The organism is Rhodocytophaga aerolata, assembly GCF_030503435.1.
Lineage (GTDB): Bacteria > Bacteroidota > Bacteroidia > Cytophagales > 172606-1 > Rhodocytophaga > Rhodocytophaga aerolata.
In genome coordinates this window covers 53,665-74,069 of record NZ_JAUKPO010000025.1, presented here as the reverse complement: position 1 = coordinate 74,069, position 20,405 = coordinate 53,665, and the positions used below count along the sequence as shown (strand labels likewise).

The window sequence follows — 20,405 nt, the reverse complement described above, 5'->3', positions numbered from 1 at the left end:
AATTCATTAGTGTATAAACTAAACATATAATGCGATGAATAGGATAAAAAATAAGTTTATAATATGGGTGTGTTGTATAGGTAGCCTTGCCTGGGTAGCTTGTGACCAAACCAACAAAGAAACTACAACTGAAGGTACAACGGCTAAAATAAAACCAGCTATAGAAGTTCCGGATAATTTTCAATCACAACTGGATAATACCGTTAAAAGCTATTTATCTTTAAAAGATGCCCTGGTTGCTTCAGATACTACACAAGCAAGCGCCAAAGCAGGCGACTTGCTGATTACCTTAACTCAGGTAGATTCTACTGCGTTATCAGGTGAGGTAGCACAGAAATGGTCTACTTATAAAAACTCCTTATCCAGAGCTGCACAAACCGTACAGGCATCTCAAAAACTAGATGAACAGCGGCTCAGATTTGAAGATTTGTCTACTACTATGTATGCCATGGTGAATGAATTTGGGTCTGAAACTACCTTATACAAGCAATATTGCCCTATGGCTTTTGATGATAAGGGGGCTTTCTGGTTAAGTGCCCAGAGTGACATTAAGAATCCGTATTTTGGCGATGTGATGCTAACTTGCGGAGAAGTACAGGAAACCTTAGCTTTTGAATAACTAAATTAACTACTGCAAACCAAATCATTTATAAGTAAAAAAGGAACGTATTTGCAAACACGTTCCTTTTTTTTAGGAAAATACTTTTCGGTTTATGTCAAAATTTTCTAAGTAGTCAGCTACTTTTCTAACAAACATTCCACCCAAGGCTCCATCTACTACCCGGTGATCGTACGAGTGAGATAAAAACATAAAATGACGGATACCAATAGTATCGCCGGTGGGGGTTTCAATTACAGCTGGTTTCTTTTGTACAGCGCCAAAAGCCATAATAGCTATTTGCGGTTGCATAATAATAGGCGTGCCCATTACATTTCCGAAAGATCCAACATTGGAGGTGGTATATGTGCCATTTGCTAAATCGTCGGGTGTAAGCTTATTTTCACGGGCCTTGCGTGCCAGTTCATTTACCTTCTTAGTTAATCCCACCAGATTTAACTGATCTGCATTTTTAATATTCGGCACAATTAAGTTGCCACTAGGCAAAGCCACCGCCATACCAATATTTATATCCTTTTTAACTATAATTTTATCACCCTCAACAGAGGCATTTACCATTGGATAATCCTTCAGTGCTTTGGCTACGGCTTCTATAAAAATAGGCGTAAAAGTTATAGCATCTCCCTCCTTGTTCTTAAAGTCATTTTTTACCCGGTTGCGCCAGAATACAATATTCGTCACATCCGCTTCAACAAAAGAGGTAACGTGGGGGGAAATCCGTTTGGAGTCAACCATACGCTGGGCAATTACCTTTCGCATACGGTCCATTTCAATAATATCAGCTTGACCGGAATAAGATACTGAAACTGTAGGAGCAGAGGCAGAAGTGAAAGTGCGTTCAGTTTCTGGAGCACTGTTTTTTTGTTCTACTGTTTTCTCTGTTTCAGGCGCTTCCCGTTTGGTAGCAGGCAATTGTTTCTCGGTGACAACAGCTGTTGATGTAGTAACTGGAGCAGGGTTTTTCTGCCGGTTTGCCAGGTAGTTTAAAATATCTTTTTTGGTAACTCGATGATCGGCCCCAGAACCTGGAATATATTCCAGTTCTTCCATAGGAATGTTCTCTTCTCTGGCAATGGTAAGTACCAAAGGTGAATAAAACCTTCCGGATAATGGTTTTTCCAGCCGTGTGCTACCATTACTGGTAGATAATGAGTGTATTTGGCTTTCTAGTGCCCGGGCAGCATTTTCGTCAGCCTGAGAAGGGGATGGGTTGCCTGTAGCAGGTGATTCAGGTTTGGCAAGTGTTTCCTCTTGTGTGGTAGCTACAATGGCAATGGGTTTACCAACTTCTACTACTGCTCCTTCCTGGGCAAGTATCTCCTTTAATATTCCGGCATGAATAGCTGGAACTTCAGCATCTACTTTATCTGTAGCTACTTCCAACACTGGTTCATCTTGTTCAATTTTATCGCCTACTTTTTTTAACCATTTCAAGATGGTGCCTTCCATAACACTTTCGCCCATTTTAGGCATTACCATTTCTACTTGTGACATATTCGGCTTTGAGGTTAGGTTGCTGATGTATAATTTAATGGATGAATGTTTAGCCTATGTAAGCCAGAGCAATTCTTTATTGGTATCTATTTCTAGTACAAAAGTAGTATTTTTCAGTAAATATCTGAGTCAGGTAACGAGTTTCCCTATACCCGTTACCTGTATACTATGCATCAGGCAAGTAGTTATCTGCTTATTAGGTAAGTAGCTATAGCAACTTTTGGCAGAATTTAATGAAAATCAAATAAAATTTTTATCCTATTGCTTCCTTCGCTACATTCTGCAATCAGGTTTAGCCTACGATTCAGCCTATATGCAGGTATTGGTAAATTTAAGATGAAGAGTCTAATGATTCTTACTAAATTTTACAAATGAACACAAGTAAGTAGCCCTAATAAATACTTTGTCTTAATAAATTCAGAACATGTACGGCAGTAAGCTTGATATTCAGATCACGGTCGTTACCTAATTGCAACCTTCTGGCAACTGTTTGTTTGCCATCTGCATAAGCAATCCATACAGTGCCTACTGGCTTATCTTCACTGCCACCACTCGGGCCGGCAATACCACTACTAGCCATACCAATGCTTGTGTTAAATTTCAGCCGGACTTGTTGCGCCATTTCTTTTACCGTTTCTTCACTAACGGCACCATATTTTTCAAGGGTATTCCGGTTTACATCTAGTAAATTAATTTTAGCCTCATTGCTATAGGCAACTATGCTTCCCATAAAATACTGCGAACATCCTGCTACTGAGCCAAGGCTATAACTTATATAGCCCACTGAGCAACTCTCCGCTACGGCAATGGTATATCTGTGCTTGAGCAATAATTCGCTTGTTACTGATTCCAACGTGTCGTTATCGTAGCCATATATATAATCACTTACCAGGCTCTGAAGTTGGGTGGTTTGTGCTTCCACATCTGCTTGCAATGTGGCTAAATCTGTACCAGTGGCTGTTAACCGGAGCCGCACCTGACCCATCGTTGGTAAATAAGCCAGTTTTATATGAGGTGGCAAATTATCTTCCCATTGTTCTATTTTAGTAGCCAGAAAAGATTCCCCAATACCTACTGTTTTAATCATTTTGTGGTAGATAACTGGGGTTTCAAAGTGCTTTTGAAGTTTGCTGAGAATGGTGTCTGTCATCATGCCTTTCATCTCGTGGGGTACGCCAGGCATTGATACAAATACTTTCCCGTTTTTCTCAAACCACATACCTGGAGCCGTGCCCCGTTTGTTAGATATGAATGTACAGGTATCTGGTAAAGCAGCCTGAGAACGATTTATCTCCGTTAGTTCTTTTCCTTTACTTTTAAAATAGGCTGTTACTTCCATTAAGGCCTGCTCATGTATAACCAGGGTAGAATTGAAATATTGCGCCAGTACATTTTTAGTTATATCATCTTTTGTTGGGCCCAGGCCACCTGTAATTAGAATAATGTCTGCCCGGGACTCTGCCTCTTGGAGTATCTCTAAGATACGTTCTTTATCATCTCCTACAGAAGACTTTCTAACCGTACGAATGCCTAATTTGTCTAGTTCTGTACTAATCCACTGGGTATTTGTATCAGTAATCTGTCCGTATAAAATTTCATCGCCAATAGTAATTACTTCAGCCAGTATGTGTTTCATAGCGTTAAATGATCAGGTGTTTATCAAGCCAAAAGTAGTATTTTTTTCTGCTTTCTAAACCTGAACAAAAAACTACCCGTAAGGTTACATACTGGAGCAGAATAAGTAAAGTTATCGCTTGCAATTATGATGTGAAACACCTATACCCAGCTCCTGATTGTTAAAGATTAAGTAAAACGAGATACGATGAAACTACGGCACATTGGATATGCATGCATTAATATATGTTTGGATGAAACGACTAATCATACCTTCCGGCTTTCGAAACTTACGGAAGAACAGGCGATGGTAACCATTGCTAAAAACCTGGAAAGTTTGCAGAAAATCCTGTCATGGAATGTAGCACAGGGGATTAAGCTTTTCCGGGTAGGGTCATCTACTATTCCTTTTGCCTCCCATACATTATTTACGCTGGATTGGGAAACAATTTTTAAAGATAAACTACTGGAAATACGCCAGTATGTACAGGAAAATGGCTTACGGCTTTCCATGCACCCAGGGCAATATACCGTGCTTAATTCACTAAATCCAAAAGTAATTAGCGATTCTGTAAGAGAACTGGATTGGCAGGCAAGATTAATTAGTATACTTGACCCGGCACAAGGATTACTGGTATTGCATGTAGGGGGCGCCTATGGTGATAAACAAGCTGCTATCCGGCGGTTCGAAGAAAATTTCCATCAATACCTGACTCCATTAATACAACAACGGCTAACCCTGGAGAATGATGATACTACCTTCTCTGTAGATGATGTATTGCCTTTGTGCCAGAAATTAGGCATCCCCATGATATTCGATCTGTTCCACCACAAATGCTTCCACACTGGCGATGATTGGCAAGATGGTCTTACAGAAAAGCTGGAATTGATTGTAGACTCCTGGAAAGGTAGGGTACCAAAACTTCATTTGTCATCCCAAAAACCGGGTACCCGTACCTCGCATGCTGATTTAATAGAGCAACGAGATTTTGATGAGCTACAAGACTGGATGGACAACGTATACAACGAAGGGGTATATGATTTAATGATTGAGGCAAAGCTAAAAGAACAAGCTGTACAAGCCTTGCAACAACGCGCCTCCTATAGTTATTAAAGGCAGCACATTTACCTTTAGAGCACCATAATTATTTATGTAAGTATTTGTATGAAAATTAATTTATAGCTAAAGGAATATATTACTATTTAAAGTTGTTTTATAATATATCTAATAGAGGCTAGAAACGTATACATCTATATAGTGAAATTTTACAATTACCAGCTCTGCACACTTGAAAATATCTACTTATGATAACGGAAGTTACTGAAAACCAAGAAATGATTGCCCAGACGGTTAGAGAGTTTGCTACCAGGCATATTAAACCCTATGTGCGTAAATGGGATGACACCCAGGAATTTCCTATAGAAGTATTCAAACAACTCGGCGAACTAGGTCTGATGGGGGTACTTGTGCCTGTAGAGTATGGAGGTGCAGGACTAGGATATAAAGAATATGTTACAGCAATTGTAGAACTATCTAAAGTAGATGGATCAATTGGCTTATCTATGGCTGCGCATAATTCCTTATGCACCAATCATATCTTAATGTTTGGCAATGAAGATCAAAAACGGCAATACCTTCCAAAATTAACCACTGCCGAGTGGATTGGTGCATGGGGCCTTACAGAACCAAATACAGGTTCGGATGCTGGCAATATGCGTACGGTAGCTATACAAGATGGCGACTATTGGGTAATTAATGGTGCAAAAAATTTTATCACGCATGGCAAATCGGGTAATGTAGCTGTTATTATAGCCCGTACCGGAGAACAGGGAGATTCACGTGGAGCTACCGCTTTTGTAATAGAAAAGGGCACACCAGGTTTTTCAGCAGGAAAGAAAGAAGATAAATTAGGCATGCGTGCCTCAGAAACCACAGAGCTTATATTTCAGGATTGCCGGGTACATAAAAATCAGATTCTGGGTGAAGTTGGCGATGGATTTATTCAATCACTGAAAATTTTAGATGGTGGACGCATTTCTATTGCAGCTCTTAGTTTGGGTATTGCACAAGGAGCCTACGAAGCAGCCTTGCAATATTCCAAAGAACGCACCCAATTTGGGCAACCTATTTCCCACTTCCAGGGAATCGCTTTTAAGTTGGCCGATATGGCTACTGAAATTGAAGCTTCCCGCTTGCTTACTTTCCGGGCAGCAGATATAAAAGATACAGGCGGAGATGTGCGCCGCGAATCTGCAATGGCTAAGTATTATGCCTCTGAAACAGCTGTAAAAGTATCGACAGAGGCTGTTCAAATTTTCGGCGGATATGGCTATACAAAAGATTTTCCGGTGGAGAAATATTACCGCGATTCTAAACTTTGCACCATTGGGGAAGGAACGTCTGAAATACAAAAACTTGTAATTTCCAGAACCATACTTAAATAAAAACTTTCAGTAGATTACTTAAAGCCTTCATCCAATTCAGTAAATTAGGTGGAGGCTTTTTTATGAACCATGCCCAACCTTTAATACTATCTTCCCCGCATTTTTATTGCTTTCCATTAATCTGTGAGCTTCTTGTACCTGTGTCCAGTCCATAATACTATCTATTACAGGTTTTAATCTTCCATCCTTAAAGTGGGGAAAGGCAAAAGAAGTAAAGTCTTTGGTAAGTTTTATCTGATACTCCAGACTGCGGCTGCGTAAGGTAGAGCCTATAATAGATAGCCGTTTGGTGAGTATTTTCCGCAAGTCGAATTCATTTACTTTGCCACCCGATAAAGTAGCCAATAATACTAGTCTGCCATCCGTTGCCAACGAATCTATGTTTTGGGTGAAATAATTTGCCGCAATAAAATCTATAATTACATTTACACCCCGGCCTTCCGTTACATCAGCTACTACTTTACTAAAAGACTCCTTTTTATAATCAATTACATGAGTAGCCCCTAATTCTTTACATAAGCCATGTTTGGCCTCCGAGGCGGTTACTACTATTTCTGCACCCATCTGTTTAGCTAATTGAATAGCTGCTGTTCCTACGCCACTGGCCCCGGCATGAATTAAAATGGTTTCTGTAGCTTGTAAATTAGCCAGCCAACGTAGTGCCTGAAAGGCTGTTAAAAATACTTCTGGGATAGCTGCTGCCTGCTCCATAGACATTCCTTCGGGTATAGGGATTGCCATATCTTCATGTATAACTGCATATTGTGCATAGCCCCCTCCAGGCAGTAACCCAAACACAGCATCGCCTATGTTAAATTTTATAGCTTCATTCCCTAGTTCCACTACTCGTCCGGCTATTTCCAGGCCCAGAATGGGACTTGCCCCAGGTGGAGGCGGATATTTTCCCGCTCGTTGCAAGGTATCTGCCCGGTTTAAAGCGGTAGCTTCCACCTGCACCAGCAATTGACGGGCTGCAGGCACTGGCTTCTGCCAGCTTCCAATCTGTAATTGTTCGGGTCCGCCGGGTGATGGTACAACTACTGCTTGCATACTTGTCAAAGATGGATTACACTCTATGGAAAATAAATGAATTCAACTCATTAATAAATAATGAGAATATCACTCCCCAGAATAAAGCACTGCCTAGCATATAAAAAAAGATACGCTTTGCCGGTTCACCAAAAGAAATAGCCATAACGGTGCCGATAATCGGGCTAAAAAAAACCGGCGTGAGAAATGCCACCCCTTTTAAGCCATATTTTCGCCACATTCTTACCATCCGCCGGTTTTTGGGGGTAAAGAGCTTCTTTTTCTTTCTGAGTCTATGTAAAAAACGTTTGCGGGCATTCTCACCAAGTAGCGTAAGTACCACTACTGTGGTCATCATGCCGAGTACAGTAAAAATAAAAGTTTCCACCCAGGTTAATCCAGATGCTACACCTGACAAAGGGCCACCAATAAATTTTATCATACTGATCAGGTAAACGGCCAGATATTTTGCTGTTTGAGCTAACATTTTATTCCTAACACGTTAATTTTTAGAGTTACCATATTTTATCAATTTAAAAGCTGTTATTAGGTGTTCCGTAATTTAAAAATTGATATACCAACTAGTGCTATTAAATCCTTAGTACTTAAACGGACAATCTACCAGGATGGGTGTACTAAAGTGCTGATTACTAAGTGATACAAAAACTAAACGTTATTTACATTTTTGAGCCGAAAGCCAGATCTCCGGCATCGCCAAGCCCGGGTACTATGTAGGCTTTGTGATTGAGTTTTTCATCTATGGTGCCTAGCCAAAGCTTACAAAAAGGCAAATGCTCTTGTATGTAGGCAATACCCTCCTGGCTAGCCACCGCTGCTACCAGATGAGTGTGAGCAGGCGTACCATACTGTATTAAACTGTTATAGGCTTTTACAGCAGATTTACCTGTTGCCAGCATAGGGTCTATTAAGATCAGTGTTCGGCCGTTCAGATCTGGTGCTACAGCATAGTGTAGTTCTATATCGAAAGATTCGTCTTGCTTGTGTTTTCCGCGGTATGCACCTATGAAAGCACTGTCTGCTTTATCAAAATAATTGATAAACCCCTGAAATAAAGGTAGTCCGGCACGTAGTATAGTGGCTAATACAGGTTGCTGCTGCAAAAGAAGTGTATCTTTTGTACCCAACGGAGTAGTTACTTGTACTGGCACATAAACTAATGCTTTTGAAATCTCATATGCCAGCAGTTCACCCACCCGTTCCATGTTTCTGCGGAAACGCATGCTATCTTTTTGTACCTGTTCGTCTCTTAATTCCGCTATAAAATGATTGGCTAAGGAAGCTTTTTCGGTTAATACAAACATGGAAGTTGAGTTTTGAGTGGTGGCAATTTACACATTTGAAAGAAAAATATAGATTAGCAAGTATTTAAATTATAACATCTGATAAGCATTGCATTTTGGGTGTGCAGCCGGGAGCTCTAGTCAGATTTTTTGGGTACGAAAGAATACAAATCCGGCAAAAGCAGAAATGAAGTTGTAGAATTTTTGAATACTATTATCCGGAATATTCTATACTTTTGATTGAAAACCTATCCTAGATGAAAACTAGTAACCTACTCTGGCATACATTACTCCTGCTGCTTTTTTTGTGTTGGCAGCAACCGCAAGCTGTGCATGCACAGGCCTCTCATGAAGCATTTTTAGCCGGCGACTTATTGCCCGATGCACCAGAACTTGCGGTCCGGGGCACGTATAAGGTAGGTGTCCGTACGATAGATGTAGTAAATAAGGGCCAGCTAAATATTTTGAAAGCAGCCAATGGAACCGAACCCTTATATGACCGGGCTTTAAAACTAGAGATCTGGTATCCGGCACAAGTTACCGAAAAAAGTAAAGAAACAGTTGTGTATGAAAGTACGCTGGGAAGGGCAAATGATCCTAAAAGGCCGTTAATTCCGTTTACATTTACTGGCAGAGCCATACGGGATGCCGCTCCACAAACATCAGAAGGGGCCTTTCCCCTGGTAATTGTCTCACATGGTTATCCGGGGTCCAGGTTGTTGTTAACCTATCTTACCGAAAATTTAGCTTCGAAAGGATATGTAGTGGTAGCTATTGACCATACAGAATCTACGTATAAAGATGTAACAGGCTTTCAAAGTACCCTTCTTAACCGGCCGAAAGATATCCTTTTTGTACTAGAGTACATGGCCCAGGCAGGAAAAGAAAAATCAAATAGTTTTTTGTCAGGTCTGGCAGATGCCAATAATACGGCGTTAATAGGCTATTCTATGGGAGGCTATGGGGTATTGAATGTTGCCGGAGCCGGATTTAGCCCACAACTAACAACCTTCTTTAGCAGTATGACAGGCGGAAGCAAAGCAATAGATGTTCGCACAGCTAGTCATGCTGCTTATAAGGCTTCCATTGATCCCAGGGTAAAAGCTGTTGTAGCCTTTGCACCCTGGGGTATGGAACGGGGCGTTTGGGATGCAGAAGGATTGAAAGAGTTAAAAATTCCAACATTTTTTGTGGCCGGCAGCCAGGATGATATCTCCGGGTATGAAAAAGGAGTAAAAGCCATTTATGCTGGTGCAGTTAATGCAGACCGCTACCTGCTGACCTATATAAATGCCCGCCATAATGTAGCACCAAATCCACCGCCTTCTCAAACATTAAAGCCAGAGTTAATGGAGGACTATTATCACTATGCGGAACCGGCCTGGAATGAGCGGCGCATAAACAATATTAATCAGCATTTCGTAACTGCATTTTTAGGGATTCATTTGAAAAAGCAAGATTACCTCAAATACCTGCAAGTAGAAGAAGATGCCAATAAAGCTACTTGGCCTGGTTTCAAGCCGCGCACAGCTACAGGATTGGAATTGCTGCATACTTCACCTGCTAAGTAAGGCGTAAGGCTATTTAATAACAAGGTAAAAATAGATACCTTCAGTATTCAAAATCCGTACGATGCACATGTGTTTCTCTAGCTTGCGCTCTTAACATCAAAAGCCAGTTAGTTTCACTAATTTTGATATAATACACAATCTCACCAAGTAATTTGATATTAACGCATATAACTCTATGACCGCCACTTCCACGCTAATACTTACCCAAAAACAAACCTTGCAAAAAATAAAGCGCATAGCTTATGAGGTGTATGAGAATAATTTTCAGGAAGACGAAATCATCTTGGCAGGTATTTATGATAAAGGATATTTGTTTGCAAAATTGCTTCAACAAGAACTTAAGGCCATTTCTCCTATTAAGGTTACTTTGGTTAAAGTGAGCTTAGATAAGTTAGCACCCCTGCAAAGCGATATATTTCTGGATTGTGATACCAGTCTGCTGCGTAACAAGGTAGTTATTCTGTTAGATGATGTATTAAATACCGGCCGCACCCTGGTTTATAGTTTAAAACCTTTTCTTAATGTAGAAATAAAAAAACTAAGCACAGCCGTAATTGTAGACCGGAATCATAAACAATTTCCTATCTCAGCCGATTATATAGGATATGCTCTTTCAACCACTATTCAGGAACATATAGAAGTAGTATTGGAGGACGAAGAGCGGTTTGGTGTGTATTTAAGTTAAAAAATGCACATCTATTAAACCTATATCAATTATAGCAAAGCATACGTATGATACTTATGGGGTTTCCTGTGTGTCAGCAAGTAGCCGTGTCTTGTATTTCGTACTACCCTATAATTGATAGATCATATCTGTATTGTATCGCATGAATGAAACTATAAATGACGCTGTAAGCAAACTTTATCACAAACTTACCGACTGGGTAGAAAGTCTTATTCTGCTGCTGCCTAATTTGCTGATTGCCATAGTAGTGTTTCTACTATTGTATACAGCCGGCAAACTTATAAGAAAGGGATTAGCTAAGCCTTTGCACCGTTTCGTGCATAGCCGGGCTTTAGTGGATTTAGGGTTAAATATTATATCTATTGCATTTGTTGCCTTAGGGTTATTTGTTGCTTTAAGTATTATAGGCTTAGATAAGGCGGTAACATCTTTATTAGCGGGCGTAGGTATTGTAGGGTTGGCTTTAGGTTTTGCCTTTCAGGATATTGCCTCCAATTTTGTATCAGGTGTGTTAATGGCTATAAGTAAGCCTATTCAGATTGGTGATGTAATTCAATCCAACGACCATTTTGGTACAGTGATCAATATTAATTTACGAAGTACCATCATCCGTACCATGCAGGGGCAGCATGTGCATATTCCCAATAAAGACATCTATAATAAACCGATTGTCAACTATTCAGAGGAAGGCAAACGGCGGATAGACCTGAAGTGTGGGGTATCTTATGGCGATGACCTGGAAAAAGTAAAACGTGTAACTATTGAGGCCGTACAAACAATTGAACACATTCTACCTAACGAAGGGGTCACACTCTTTTTCAAGGAGTTTGGAGATTCTTCAATTAATTTTGAAATACGTTACTGGGTTGATTTTAAGAAACAACCAGACTACCTGGCTGCATTAAGTGATGGAATTATGCGTATAAAGAAAGCTTACGATGAAAATAATATTATGATTCCTTTTCCCATACGCACGCTGGATTTTGGCATTAAAGGTGGCGAAAAACTGAACGAGCAACTGCAAACGGTGCTATCAGAGAAAGCAAATGGAAAGCATAACTAAATCCGGATTAGCCAGTACTAACCCGGATCTATACTACCGGAGTTTACTGGTTGCATTTCTCAGGTAGAAATCTGCCAGCACTAACGCAGCCATGCCTTCAACAATAGGTACAGCCCGGGGCACCACACAAGGATCATGGCGGCCTTTTCCTGAAACAGTCACTGATTCGCCTTTTTCATTGATGCTTTCCTGATCACGCATAAGGGTTGCTACCGGCTTAAATGCTACATTAAAATATATATCGGCTCCATTAGAAATACCACCTTGTATGCCTCCGGAGTAATTTGTACGGGTTTTAACTTTCCCCTCTTCGGTATAAAAAGCATCATTATGTTCAGAGCCCAGCATTTGTACCCCTGCAAAGCCACTACCATATTCAAATCCCTTCACAGCATTAATGCTAAGCATAGCTTTGCCAAGTTCTGCGTGCAATTTATCAAAAACAGGTTCGCCCCAGCCGGCTGGAGTCCCCTTTATTACACAGGTGACTACTCCGCCAATAGAATCTCCATTTTTGCGGGTAGCATCTATGAGTGCAATCATTTCTTCTGCAATAGCTGGCTCCGGGCAACGAACAATGTTATTTTCTGTCAGAGATAAATCAAGTTGACTATATTCTTTTTCTAGTTTGACTTTTCCTACTTGCGAAACATATGCTTGAATGCGGATCCCTAAAGGGTGAAGCAGCAGTTTAGCCACAGCTCCGGAAGCTACCCTCGCCGCTGTTTCCCGGGCTGAACTGCGGCCCCCGCCGCGGTAGTCTCGTATACCATATTTTTCGGTATAAGTGTAGTCCGCGTGTGATGGGCGGAACTGATCAGCAATATGAGCATAGTCTTTACTTTTTGCGTCTTCATTCCAGATCATCAACGTAAGGGGAGTGCCAGTAGTCTTGCCATCAAATACACCTGATAGTATTTCAAACTCGTCTTTCTCTTTTCGCTGAGTAGTAATTTTAGACTGGCCAGGCTTCCGTCTATCGAGTTCTTGTTGAATAAAAGCTGTATCCAGAGGTAAACCTGCTGGGCATCCGTCAATTACTACGCCAATACCTGCACCATGAGACTCGCCAAAAGTGGTTATTCGGAATTGCTTACCGTATGTGTTCATAAATAAATATGCTGAGATATTGAGTTTCTAGTTGGCTCTACACCTGATAGCTGCAAAAGTAGCTATACTATTTTTCTGTTATATATATTATTGGTTAATAAATCCGGTATGCTGAAAAAAGTTTTACCGTTTGATGAAAAACAAACTTACCATAGTAATCAGCATCAGTAGAATGAGAATATTTGCTCCCATTTGTACCCATTTCCGGGTATGCATATCAACAACCTGGCTGCTTTCCTGCATCATATTTTTATACAGAGGCCCTAATTTGTTCAAAGAAATATCCGCATTTTTACGGCTTTCGCCAGTTACCTCTACAGCAATTGCAGATGAGAGTGTATCGTATTTTTGGGCTTTTGTGTCGAAATAAATCCATTCAAAATAGTTACGCATCACATATGTCCCCGGCTCCTTGGGCACTATCTGATATTGAAACGACTTAGTACCAGTAATTTTATCTTTTGTCCGGCTAATTTTTTCCAGGACTTTGGGTGGAAAAAAATCGAAATATTTATCAGAAACGGTTGGTTTAAAATGTACGGTAGAAAAATTTCCTTCTCCGGAAATGGTAAAATGATAATTAAAACTCTGCCCGGTAGTCAATTCACGGCTGCTAATAGCTTCTTTTACCCTGAAACCTCCTACGGAAACTTGTTCCCGTAGCGGATGTGGAGGCAAAGGTTTTACATTTACCTGCTTAGGCGTTGTGTAAAATGTTTCATACGTTGTTTTTCTACCAGTTTTGTTTGAAGTTGCCTTAGGCAGTGGCTGGTATTTAATCATGGTAAGCCCAACTTTGGGAAACGAAATAGGATTGGTATTAAGCGGATAATACACCGATTGATAAATAGCGTATCGTCTGTACTGTTTGTTGTTAACCGTTACCAGCGATTCTTGAAATTCTTCTATAGGAAAGTTTTCTTCCCAACAGTTACTCGGCCTTATTTTTTGCAATATTTCTACTAACTGCTCGTCAACTTTATACGAGACCAGGTCTGCTTTATTTGTTTGTGCTACATATAAGGCCAAGAGTAACATAAATCCTTCGCCCACATATACTTCATTGTTATCCAGAGACAGCGAAAAAAATGCATCTGCTTTTACATCTGCCGGTTGAGTTCTTTGCCGCTCTATTTCTACCAACTCCTCATATAGCTCATTATTAAGTGTATAATTGGGGTCTACCGGCGGCTCTACCTGTAAGGTGATGCCTTTAATAGGCACAAGCCTGTTGTTGACTGTCATTTGTGAGGGAGCTAATGTAAAGCTGCCTTCTTTTATAACCAGATAATTCTGACTAATAACTTGCGTGACAACTTTTTTGCCATTTACCATGTTGGTAGAAGTAGTAGAAGATACCTCCCGTTTGTGCAGGTTTGGATAGTCGGGAAAAGGAGAGTACTTGTTAGTAGCTGTTGGCCCTTTTATAATTAGTCTTAGGGTAAAAGGCTCATCCAGAGAAATAGTTCGTTTGGTGGTTTCTATACTTATTTCCTGTGCAACAGAAACGTGTAAAATCAAGTAAAAAGTAATAGATAAAACCCATACTTTTCCAGCCCTTATATCCATGTACAAATTTTATGAGTAAAACTGTAAAATTAAAATATTATTAAATTATAAATATTTTTTATCGAAATAATAATATTTTGTATATTTGCGCCCGGTTCTTACGTTAAAGTTTAGTAACATTAAAATAAATTTTAGCATTAACCGTATGTATAAATAAAGAGTGTGCTTTCTACTCATAGCAGTTGTAGGCGTATGAGGTACTTATGTAAATAACGTTAATCAGTTCAACCTCCAGACTTACTTACTACACCTTAGAGCGCGTATAAATAAAGGGTAACCAGCCTTTATGCTTTATAGGAATGGAAGTGAGTTTACAAATCAACAAACCATATAAGATCTTATGTTAGAGTACATGAAAATGATTCTGCAAAAAGTAAGCTTTGACAAGAGGCTATTTGAAAAGGAATTAAGAAAAGCTATTGCCTCCCTTATTAATGAAGAAATAAAAATATTAAAAGCGTGGTGTTACGAAAAGTTTGGACAAACATATTCAGCCATTCTACATACTTGTTTTTCTTCAGTCAGCATAAACTAATTATTGAATAAACTTATTCCTATGCAAAAGCCTCCGGTCTGGAGGCTTTTGTTTTTTTATAGCAGGCAGAGTACCTAGCAGCTGATACAGGTATCTTATAAACTCATACAGCCATTACACTTTTTGCGATTGAATTTTTTCGTCATACTCGTCGGCAATGGTAGCTACCGTCTGAATGGCCGCTGAAAATTCGTTAAAATCTATATTGGCTCCTGCCAGAGAATAAGAGAAGACTACCGAATTATCGAAGGTAATGCCAAAACTTCCAAAAGACAGCGTAGAGTTTAATCGTAATAATTCTTCCGACATTTCTTTTGTAAGAGTTACATCCTGGGCCAGATAAGAAAATACCTTTACCAGTACGTCTTCTGAATGCCAGGAAATTACCTGTACTTCTATTTGTACAGTGCCAAAAGTGAATGCATATAAGCCATCTACAATTACCAGTTCTTGCTCATCAAACAAGCGTGACAGATAAGAAGCTATTTTGGTTTGGGTGGCTTTAATCAATGTTTCGTTTACACCATCTTTTAGTAAGGCAAACTTAGGCATAGGGTTGGGATATTGAGTGAAAGATAAATTAGAAGTACGTAAGAGAGTAGTTTAAAAGTCTACCAATGAAGCAACTGTTTTGGCTATTTATTCAGCAGAGCTTTTAACTTGGCTAGTTCATCATCTACCTGATTGTTCTGCTGTAGTTCGGCAAACTGATCGTCAAGACTGGTGTTAGACGATGAGAGTTCAGTAAATGCCTGTGCCTCTGCTTCTGATTTTAACACCTTCTGTTCGAATTTATCAAATTTGGCAAAAGCATTGTCGTCGAAACCCCCCAGACTTTTAGCAATTTGTGTTTGTGCTTTGGCTTGCTGGCTACGGGCTATCAGGGTAGATTCTTTCATGCGGGCTTCGTCGAGTTTTGCTTTCAACTTATCTACTTGCGCGCGCATTTGTGCAGTGGTAGCACTAGCCGATTCATACATCTGTTTGTACTGAGCCAGCTGGGTGTCTACCTGTGATTTTTTTACCAGAGCCGTTTTAGCTAGCGATTCATTGCCTGCTTTTAGAGCAGTTATAGCCTTGCTTTGCATATCTTCTGACGAACTTTGAAGTTGCTGGTATTGCCTTTCCAGGCGCTTCTCATTTCCCATTGCCTGAGCTAATGCAGAGGTAGATTTTGTGAGAGCCTCCTGCATTTCTACCACCATCAGTTTAATCATTTTCTCCGGATCTTCTGCGCGGTCCAGTGTGTCGTTAATATTGGCTTTAAAGATATCGGCAATTCTGCTAAATATTCCCATAGGTTTGTGCAGTTTAGTACTATTGGTTTTTTAATGTTATTTATAAACTTTTTATAAGAAAAACAACCGCCTCACTAATTGGCTAATCTACGCTTGATCAGTATCAGCTGCTTATTGTTTTTTAAGCTATGCAGACAGTTTCCCACAACGTTAGTTTTCTGTGATGGTAAAACCGGCTTGTTTGAGATCCTGCCAGAAGCGGGGATACGATTTTACGACTACCTGCGGGTGCATAATCTGAACGTCTTGTAGCAGGGCGAGGGGCGCAAAAGCCATTGCCATCCGGTGATCGTCGTATGTTTCTACAGTTACTGGTTGTGCCGTAGGTTGCCAATCAGCTATGCGGGTTACTTCATATACTTCTTTCCCTGTTTCCTGCAAAGTAGCTCCGAACTTACTTAGTTCTTGTTGCAGGGCTTTTACCCGGTCGGTTTCCTTTATTTTTAAGCTTTCGATACCAGTTAAGGTTAGATGAATATTCTTTGCTGCACAAATAACTGCTACAGTCTGGGCAAGGTCTGGGCAGTGAGTAAAATCAACAGAAGTCTTTTCTACAGTAGCCGTTTTTGTCAATCTAACACCTCCTTCGACAAAGGTGGATTGTACGCCGAGTGGTTCCATAATGCCTGCAATGGCACTGTCGCCTTGCAGCGAGTGTGGTTTTAATCCTCTTAATTCTATTGCTGCATCTTCTGCCAGAGCAACAATGCTATACCAATAACTGGCAGCCGACCAATCGGATTCTACCCAAAACGTAGCAGGTTTATAAGTTTGACTGGAAATAGAAATAATATTGTCATTCCATTGAGAGTGTATACCGAAATGCTCCATCTGCTTCAACGTCATCTGGATATATGGCTTGGAGCCAACATGGCCGGTAAGTTTCAGCTTTAACCCACCGGGTAGGGCTGGGGCAATCATGAGTAATGCAGAAATATACTGGCTGCTTACATCTCCACGGATAGCTAATTCATTTACCCCATTATACACAAGGCTTTTAATATGAATAGGAGGGAAGCCTTCTTTGGCAAGGTATGAAATATTGGCTCCTAAGCTTCGCAGCGCATCTACCAGAATAGAAATCGGCCTTTCGCACATTCGTGCTGTGCCGGTAAGGATTTTATTTTTATTGGTAATGGCTACATATGCAGTCAGAAAGCGCATGGTGGTGCCTGCATCAATTACATCCAGTGTTTGTTCCTGGCTATGCAACAACCGCTGCATCGTTTGTGTGTCCCGCGCTTCAGATAAATTTTGCAACGTGCACTGATGGTTTGTAAGCGCATCAATAATTAAGGCTCGGTTACTTTCACTTTTTGAGGCGGGTAATAATACACTGGTTTGAATATTTCCGGAAGGCTTATGTAAAAGTAGGCTTTGGATGTCCGACATACTTTGTATAAATAAGGGTTGGTACTGGAATAAGTTGTTTCAAAATAATTATTATATATCCTAACCGGGCAAGCAGTTCCTTTCAGATTCCTATAACCCAGTCTTTAAAAAGTTTGTAAAATCTTTAATGTCCGGAAATTATTTACTTTTAAGGTTCTTTTTCTAAATAGCTTTAAAGCATTTCCTCCTAAAAACAAGGTACTACCTACTACCACTCCCGAACGGGATACGTGCGGTTTTTCTCCTCTAAAAATTGGATTAAATGTATCGGCCAGAAAATAAAGTATGCCGGCTTTGGGTAAAATGCGGGACGCTTGATATAAAAAACCATTTTCGCTGTGCCGGATAATTGCCCGAATATCTTTTATCGAAATATCTGTATCCCTCACCCGGATAGATGAATCACTCACTGCTTGAATAAGTGTACTATAGGTTGTTTTGTCTCCCTTCAGTTTGAAGATAATTTCGTCTCCGGTGTAATAGCGGATTCTTTTGATGCGGCCAGGTTTGTCCAGAACTAAATATTTGTCCTGGCCAACACTTTCAAAAGAAATGCAAAACAGAAGAAGCAGCCAGAACAGGCCATATATGTGTGATGTAGAAATTGGAAGATATCTTCTGCTAAAGCAAGTTCCTTGTTTGAACAGGAAAAGCAGATCCGGCACTTTGCAGCAAAATGTGATGCTTTCAAATTTCCTCATGTGTACTGTTATCAACTTGGGCAATTGATACGCTTGTAACGCCTCCGGACACAATAAACTTCATGATGTCGGCTCCTGAATTTTGTATCAGCACCACGTTCTCTTTGGGTACAATATATAAATCTCCGGAAAAATTGTAGGAGTGAGGTAAATATACGGCTATTTTTTCCTTAATCCCTATAGTACTTAAATCTTCCTGTGTGATAAAACCTAATTTTTGCAAGTCCGATCCTTTATTGATGGTAACAAGTACCGGTTGACTGAACTTCTTTTTATCACCTACAAAAGCAGAAATTAAATCTTTCACTGAGGAATAAATTATTCGTACCAACGGTAAGCGGTTCAGGAGCTTTTCGAAAAATTCCACTATAGGTTTGGCTATCAGGGTAGAACCAATGTATCCGATAGCTGTGATGCTAACGAGTATGATCAGTATTCCTGATCCTGGATATTTTAGTGATAATAAGCTATCTAACCATCTGACGGCGGCTACTAAAATATATATAGTAAGTCCTATGGGAATAACCAGCAGTAAGCCTCTGAAGAAGTATTTAATCAGTGTATTCATGAATAATTTGCTGTATCAGAATAAGAGTGCAAAAATAAAAAAGGCTCTGCATTAGCAAAGCCTTTCTAACAATATACGTCTGTTAAATTATACGGCAAATCCCATAAAGCTAAGGAAGCCTAAGGACATCAATCCTACAATTATAAATGTAATCCCTAATCCTCTTAATGGTTTGGGCACATTTGAATATTTCAGCTTCTCCCGGATAGCCGCTAAAGCGACAATAGCCAGTAACCAGCCGATACCCGAGCCAAAGCCAAATACGGAAGCCTCCGCTAAATTATAAGGACGGCCCTGCATAAACAGAGCGCCTCCTAAAATAGAACAGTTTACTGCAATCAGAGGTAGAAATATACCTAAAGCCCCATAAAGTGCCGGAGTAAACTTTTCAACAGCCATTTCAGTCAATTGCACAAAGGCAGCAATAACGGCAATGAACACGATAAAGCTTAAAAAGCTTAAATCAACACTAGCTAATGCAGGAATACCTGTCCAGGATAGTGCTCCTGGATTTAGTACATAATGTAGTAAGAGCCAGTTTAAGGGGATGGTTAATCCTAATACAAACACAACAGCCATACCTAAGCCAAAAGCTGTTTTTACATTCTTGGATACAGCCAAATATGAGCACATGCCTAAAAAGTAGGCAAATATCATATTGTCTATAAAAATAGACCGAATACCTATACTTATTAAACCTTCCATATGGATTTTTTTAATATTTAAAAATTACTTACTCTTCGGAGTACCCGTTTCGAGCCCGTTGTACCCATATAATCAGTCCTACAATAATACAAGCACCTGCAGGTAATAACATCAACCCATTACCCTGAAAAGGCAAACCAGTAGCAGCAAATACTTTGTACCCAAATATAGAACCTGAACCAAACAACTCCCGGAAAAAACCTACCAGAAGTAAGATTACACCATACCCTAATCCGTTGCCTAATCCATCCAGAAAAGACGGCCAGGGTTTATTAGCCATCGCATATGCTTCCAGGCGTCCCATTACAATACAATTAGTAATAATCAACCCTACATATACGGATAAACCTTTGGCAACATCGTACATATAAGCTCTTAAAAACTGGTCTACCAGAATTACCCATAGTGCTACTATTGCTAGCTGAACAATAATACGGATACGAGAAGGAATGGTATTCCTAAGCATGGAAATGAACAAGTTAGAAAAAGCCGTAACAAAGGTAAGACCTAAAGCCATTACTAGCGAAGTTTGCATAGTTACTGTTACAGCCAAGGCTGAACAAATACCTAATACCTGTACTGTTACAGGATTGTTAGTGTCCAATGGGTCAGATAGTAGTCTCCGGTTCTTTTTTGAGAACAAAGGTTCTGATTTTTCTTTTACAACAGCTGTGGCTGTTGATTTTTTTTCTGCAACTTCTGCCAT

Annotated in this window: 20 protein-coding genes; 6 read left to right on the top strand and 14 right to left on the bottom strand. The window is 40.0% G+C overall.

What is annotated here, in order from left to right:
- Window positions 1-34 precede the first annotated feature (34 nt).
- Complete coding sequence (locus Q0590_RS27715) at window positions 35-619, top strand: DUF3347 domain-containing protein (RefSeq protein WP_302040901.1); 585 nt, start codon at window positions 35-37, stop codon at window positions 617-619.
- Window positions 620-691: 72 nt separating this feature from the next.
- Here the strand turns inward: Q0590_RS27715 and Q0590_RS27710 are convergent, their stop codons facing one another.
- Window positions 692-2,113 (bottom strand): dihydrolipoamide acetyltransferase family protein, encoded by a 1,422-nt coding sequence (locus Q0590_RS27710; protein WP_302040900.1) that lies wholly within the window; start codon window positions 2,111-2,113, stop codon window positions 692-694.
- 391 nt (window positions 2,114-2,504) lie between these two features.
- Window positions 2,505-3,749 carry a competence/damage-inducible protein A gene (locus tag Q0590_RS27705; protein ID WP_302040899.1) on the bottom strand — a complete coding sequence of 415 codons (1,245 nt, stop codon included), beginning with the start codon at window positions 3,747-3,749 and terminating at the stop codon, window positions 2,505-2,507.
- Window positions 3,750-3,935: 186 nt separating this feature from the next.
- On the opposite strand from Q0590_RS27705, the gene uvsE reads away from it, so the two are divergent.
- Together uvsE and Q0590_RS27695 are read left to right on the top strand one after the other, a co-directional pair.
- Window positions 3,936-4,841, top strand: a complete 906-nt coding sequence (gene uvsE / locus Q0590_RS27700; protein WP_302040898.1) for a UV DNA damage repair endonuclease UvsE — start codon at window positions 3,936-3,938, stop codon at window positions 4,839-4,841.
- 191 nt (window positions 4,842-5,032) lie between these two features.
- On the top strand, window positions 5,033-6,172 hold the full coding sequence (locus Q0590_RS27695; RefSeq protein WP_302040897.1) for an acyl-CoA dehydrogenase: 1,140 nt from the start codon (window positions 5,033-5,035) through the stop codon (window positions 6,170-6,172).
- A gap of 60 nt (window positions 6,173-6,232) precedes the next feature.
- On the opposite strand, the gene Q0590_RS27690 is transcribed toward Q0590_RS27695, so the two are convergent.
- The 3 genes from Q0590_RS27690 to upp all read right to left on the bottom strand — a co-directional run bounded on the left by Q0590_RS27690 (window position 6,233) and on the right by upp (window position 8,523).
- Entirely contained in the window at window positions 6,233-7,222 is a 990-nt protein-coding gene (locus Q0590_RS27690) for an NAD(P)H-quinone oxidoreductase (protein WP_302040896.1), read from the bottom strand.
- Between the two features lie 16 nt (window positions 7,223-7,238).
- The gene (locus tag Q0590_RS27685) at window positions 7,239-7,688 is read right to left on the bottom strand and encodes a small multi-drug export protein (protein WP_302040895.1); all 450 of its coding nucleotides are present in this window, start codon (window positions 7,686-7,688) and stop codon (window positions 7,239-7,241) included.
- A 190-nt stretch (window positions 7,689-7,878) separates the two neighbouring features.
- Window positions 7,879-8,523, bottom strand: a complete 645-nt coding sequence (gene upp, locus Q0590_RS27680) for a uracil phosphoribosyltransferase (protein WP_302040894.1) — start codon at window positions 8,521-8,523, stop codon at window positions 7,879-7,881.
- 236 nt (window positions 8,524-8,759) lie between these two features.
- Between upp and Q0590_RS27675 the strand changes: the two genes are divergently transcribed.
- The 3 genes from Q0590_RS27675 (at window position 8,760) to Q0590_RS27665 (ending at window position 11,821) form a co-directional block, all read left to right on the top strand.
- A complete protein-coding gene (locus Q0590_RS27675) occupies window positions 8,760-10,073 on the top strand; it encodes an alpha/beta hydrolase family protein (RefSeq protein WP_302040893.1) in 1,314 nt (437 codons plus the stop codon).
- Between the two features lie 175 nt (window positions 10,074-10,248).
- A complete protein-coding gene (locus Q0590_RS27670) occupies window positions 10,249-10,758 on the top strand; it encodes a phosphoribosyltransferase family protein (RefSeq protein ID WP_302040892.1) in 510 nt (169 codons plus the stop codon).
- Window positions 10,759-10,900: 142 nt separating this feature from the next.
- A complete protein-coding gene (locus Q0590_RS27665; RefSeq protein ID WP_302040891.1) occupies window positions 10,901-11,821 on the top strand; it encodes a mechanosensitive ion channel family protein in 921 nt (306 codons plus the stop codon).
- A gap of 33 nt (window positions 11,822-11,854) precedes the next feature.
- Here Q0590_RS27665 and aroC read toward each other — a convergent pair whose 3' ends face one another.
- From aroC to Q0590_RS27615, 9 genes are all read right to left on the bottom strand, one after another.
- The gene (aroC, locus tag Q0590_RS27660; RefSeq protein WP_302040890.1) at window positions 11,855-12,931 is read right to left on the bottom strand and encodes a chorismate synthase; all 1,077 of its coding nucleotides are present in this window, start codon (window positions 12,929-12,931) and stop codon (window positions 11,855-11,857) included.
- Between the two features lie 123 nt (window positions 12,932-13,054).
- The gene (locus tag Q0590_RS27655; RefSeq protein ID WP_302040889.1) at window positions 13,055-14,500 is read right to left on the bottom strand and encodes a BatD family protein; all 1,446 of its coding nucleotides are present in this window, start codon (window positions 14,498-14,500) and stop codon (window positions 13,055-13,057) included.
- 649 nt (window positions 14,501-15,149) lie between these two features.
- On the bottom strand, window positions 15,150-15,587 hold the full coding sequence (locus tag Q0590_RS27645; RefSeq protein WP_302040887.1) for a YbjN domain-containing protein: 438 nt from the start codon (window positions 15,585-15,587) through the stop codon (window positions 15,150-15,152).
- An 83-nt stretch (window positions 15,588-15,670) separates the two neighbouring features.
- Entirely contained in the window at window positions 15,671-16,333 is a 663-nt protein-coding gene (locus tag Q0590_RS27640) for a PspA/IM30 family protein (protein WP_302040886.1), read from the bottom strand.
- A gap of 150 nt (window positions 16,334-16,483) precedes the next feature.
- Window positions 16,484-17,725, bottom strand: a complete 1,242-nt coding sequence (locus Q0590_RS27635) for a 3-phosphoshikimate 1-carboxyvinyltransferase (RefSeq protein ID WP_302040885.1) — start codon at window positions 17,723-17,725, stop codon at window positions 16,484-16,486.
- 104 nt (window positions 17,726-17,829) lie between these two features.
- Window positions 17,830-18,426, bottom strand: coding sequence for a hypothetical protein (locus Q0590_RS27630; protein WP_302040884.1), 597 nt, complete (start codon window positions 18,424-18,426; stop codon window positions 17,830-17,832).
- On the bottom strand, window positions 18,413-18,994 hold the full coding sequence (locus Q0590_RS27625) for a DUF502 domain-containing protein (protein ID WP_302040883.1): 582 nt from the start codon (window positions 18,992-18,994) through the stop codon (window positions 18,413-18,415). The genes Q0590_RS27630 and Q0590_RS27625 overlap by 14 nt, the downstream gene beginning before the upstream one ends.
- An 87-nt stretch (window positions 18,995-19,081) precedes the next feature.
- Complete coding sequence (nqrE, locus tag Q0590_RS27620) at window positions 19,082-19,699, bottom strand: NADH:ubiquinone reductase (Na(+)-transporting) subunit E (RefSeq protein WP_302040882.1); 618 nt, start codon at window positions 19,697-19,699, stop codon at window positions 19,082-19,084.
- A 28-nt stretch (window positions 19,700-19,727) separates the two neighbouring features.
- Window positions 19,728-20,405, bottom strand: coding sequence for an NADH:ubiquinone reductase (Na(+)-transporting) subunit D (locus tag Q0590_RS27615; protein WP_302040881.1), 678 nt, complete (start codon window positions 20,403-20,405; stop codon window positions 19,728-19,730).

Excerpts from the sequence above, each read along its gene's own strand:
- Q0590_RS27675 (WP_302040893.1), top strand. The coding sequence starts at position 8,760 with ATGAAAACTAGTAACCTACTCTGGCATACATTACTCCTGCTGCTTTTT.
- uvsE (WP_302040898.1), top strand. The coding sequence starts at position 3,936 with ATGAAACTACGGCACATTGGATATGCATGCATTAATATATGTTTGGAT.
- Q0590_RS27645 (WP_302040887.1), bottom strand. The coding sequence starts at position 15,587 with ATGCCTAAGTTTGCCTTACTAAAAGATGGTGTAAACGAAACATTGATT.
- Q0590_RS27710 (WP_302040900.1), bottom strand. The coding sequence starts at position 2,113 with ATGTCACAAGTAGAAATGGTAATGCCTAAAATGGGCGAAAGTGTTATG.
- Q0590_RS27690 (WP_302040896.1), bottom strand. The coding sequence starts at position 7,222 with ATGCAAGCAGTAGTTGTACCATCACCCGGCGGACCCGAACAATTACAG.
- aroC (WP_302040890.1), bottom strand. The coding sequence starts at position 12,931 with ATGAACACATACGGTAAGCAATTCCGAATAACCACTTTTGGCGAGTCT.
- Q0590_RS27655 (WP_302040889.1), bottom strand. The coding sequence starts at position 14,500 with ATGGATATAAGGGCTGGAAAAGTATGGGTTTTATCTATTACTTTTTAC.
- Q0590_RS27670 (WP_302040892.1), top strand. The coding sequence starts at position 10,249 with ATGACCGCCACTTCCACGCTAATACTTACCCAAAAACAAACCTTGCAA.
- Q0590_RS27705 (WP_302040899.1), bottom strand. The coding sequence starts at position 3,749 with ATGAAACACATACTGGCTGAAGTAATTACTATTGGCGATGAAATTTTA.
- Q0590_RS27615 (WP_302040881.1), bottom strand. The coding sequence starts at position 20,405 with ATGGCAGAAGTTGCAGAAAAAAAATCAACAGCCACAGCTGTTGTAAAA.
- upp (WP_302040894.1), bottom strand. The coding sequence starts at position 8,523 with ATGTTTGTATTAACCGAAAAAGCTTCCTTAGCCAATCATTTTATAGCG.
- Q0590_RS27630 (WP_302040884.1), bottom strand. The coding sequence starts at position 18,426 with ATGAGGAAATTTGAAAGCATCACATTTTGCTGCAAAGTGCCGGATCTG.
- Q0590_RS27665 (WP_302040891.1), top strand. The coding sequence starts at position 10,901 with ATGAATGAAACTATAAATGACGCTGTAAGCAAACTTTATCACAAACTT.
- nqrE (WP_302040882.1), bottom strand. The coding sequence starts at position 19,699 with ATGGAAGGTTTAATAAGTATAGGTATTCGGTCTATTTTTATAGACAAT.
- Q0590_RS27640 (WP_302040886.1), bottom strand. The coding sequence starts at position 16,333 with ATGGGAATATTTAGCAGAATTGCCGATATCTTTAAAGCCAATATTAAC.
- Q0590_RS27625 (WP_302040883.1), bottom strand. The coding sequence starts at position 18,994 with ATGAATACACTGATTAAATACTTCTTCAGAGGCTTACTGCTGGTTATT.
- Q0590_RS27715 (WP_302040901.1), top strand. The coding sequence starts at position 35 with ATGAATAGGATAAAAAATAAGTTTATAATATGGGTGTGTTGTATAGGT.
- Q0590_RS27695 (WP_302040897.1), top strand. The coding sequence starts at position 5,033 with ATGATAACGGAAGTTACTGAAAACCAAGAAATGATTGCCCAGACGGTT.
- Q0590_RS27635 (WP_302040885.1), bottom strand. The coding sequence starts at position 17,725 with ATGTCGGACATCCAAAGCCTACTTTTACATAAGCCTTCCGGAAATATT.
- Q0590_RS27685 (WP_302040895.1), bottom strand. The coding sequence starts at position 7,688 with ATGTTAGCTCAAACAGCAAAATATCTGGCCGTTTACCTGATCAGTATG.